The organism is Paenisporosarcina sp. P4_E4_2, from assembly GCF_056401595.1.
Genome location: NZ_JBFUJC010000530.1, coordinates 1 through 1,311, shown reverse-complemented (window position 1 = coordinate 1,311; position 1,311 = coordinate 1). Strand labels below are relative to the sequence as shown.

At 32.4% G+C, this 1,311-nt stretch carries 2 protein-coding genes and 1 pseudogene; 1 reads left to right on the top strand and 2 read right to left on the bottom strand.

Translation table 11 applies throughout. The features are described from left to right. Positions 1-70: pseudogene (locus AC1DSB_RS19430) on the top strand (DUF3224 domain-containing protein); the annotation flags it as partial. Between the two features lie 106 nt (positions 71-176). Here the strand turns inward: AC1DSB_RS19430 and AC1DSB_RS19425 are convergent. Further along, on the bottom strand, positions 177-386 hold the full coding sequence (locus tag AC1DSB_RS19425) for a transcription initiation factor TFIIIB (RefSeq protein WP_477533213.1): 210 nt from the start codon (positions 384-386) through the stop codon (positions 177-179). A 292-nt stretch (positions 387-678) separates the two neighbouring features. Beyond that, the coding region (locus AC1DSB_RS19420) for a hypothetical protein (RefSeq protein WP_477587431.1) at positions 679-1,311 on the bottom strand (633 nt) is incomplete at its 5' end.

The window sequence follows — 1,311 nt, the reverse complement described above, 5'->3', positions numbered from 1 at the left end:
CCTGCAAGGGTCCTATAATTATAAGTTTGCAGGTCAAACCAGTAAAATGATTCTAGACTTTGAATTCTAGCAAAATACCCTATAGTTTAGTAAAAAGGGCATCCCTTGTAATACCAGGAATGTCCTTTTCGTCGAACGAGCTTGTTCAACTAAAGTACCCGTTACTTGAAGAACATCTAAAGTGTCCCCTTAAATTTCTCTGGCTTTTTTACATAGCTTTCGATTATAAATCCACATTCAGTACAAATAGTGTATTCAACTTCTGATCCAAAGCTCAACTTATTAGATGGAAGAATATCTGCATATCCACTACCACCATTTTCACCTTTCCCCAATTCTTTTCCACCACATTTAGGGCATTCTGTTGCTTTCGTAGAATGTTTCATTTGTAAACCTCCACTTTAGATATATTTAAAAATTACAATAAAAGCAAATCCTTATATAATTGTTTTTCAAATGATTGAATCGCTATTTTTCTGATGTTCTTAATATAATTACGAATGAACAATAAATTGGTTTCATCTTATTGAACTAACCTGCCCCGTTAGTTGAATAAGAAAAAAAGCTGCCTAAGCAGCCCGATGATTTTTACTAAAGCATCCGTTAGTTAAATATGGCTTCTATGGTAGGTATATATTTTAATGAAGAACTGAGAGCAGTCTTCATAGGGGTACTCCATCATCTTTTTAAAGTTCCCACCCAAACATCTCCAACATTTACTTTATAAATGGTGTCACTTCCATAGCTAAGTTTAATTTTTTCGGTTTTATAAGATTTATTTAGTATCTCATTTACCTCTTCTTTTGTTCTGTACCCTATCTCTATATCTTCTTTAATTTCCTCTTCCCAATACTTTTCGGCATCAATGTGGGCTTCCCAATCAAACATTGCTAATTTATCCTTTAATGACTCATATTTATGAAGTGGAAAGACCTTTTTAATAGTGTTTTTATCAAAGGTATCATTGTAAAAATTTATACAGTCTTTGTACGAGACAACAATTTGGGAATTGATAAATTCAGGTTCATATAACCAAATCTTTAGATAAAAGTCTTCATTTTCTTTCGCCATTTTTTCATACCAGTTTAGATATACATCTATCATTTTGCTTAACAATAAACGGTTATACCAATTTGGTGGGTTTGTACGGACTAACGAATAAAATGGATGAATCCGCAACTTTGCGTAATCTTTTTGATTTTCTCGTATGTAATCAATTTCTAAGTCGAATACATTTTGTCTCCATTTTTCTATTTTCCTCTTGTGACGCTTCCATCCCCTAATTTTCTTCTTTTTAGAGTGATAATACTC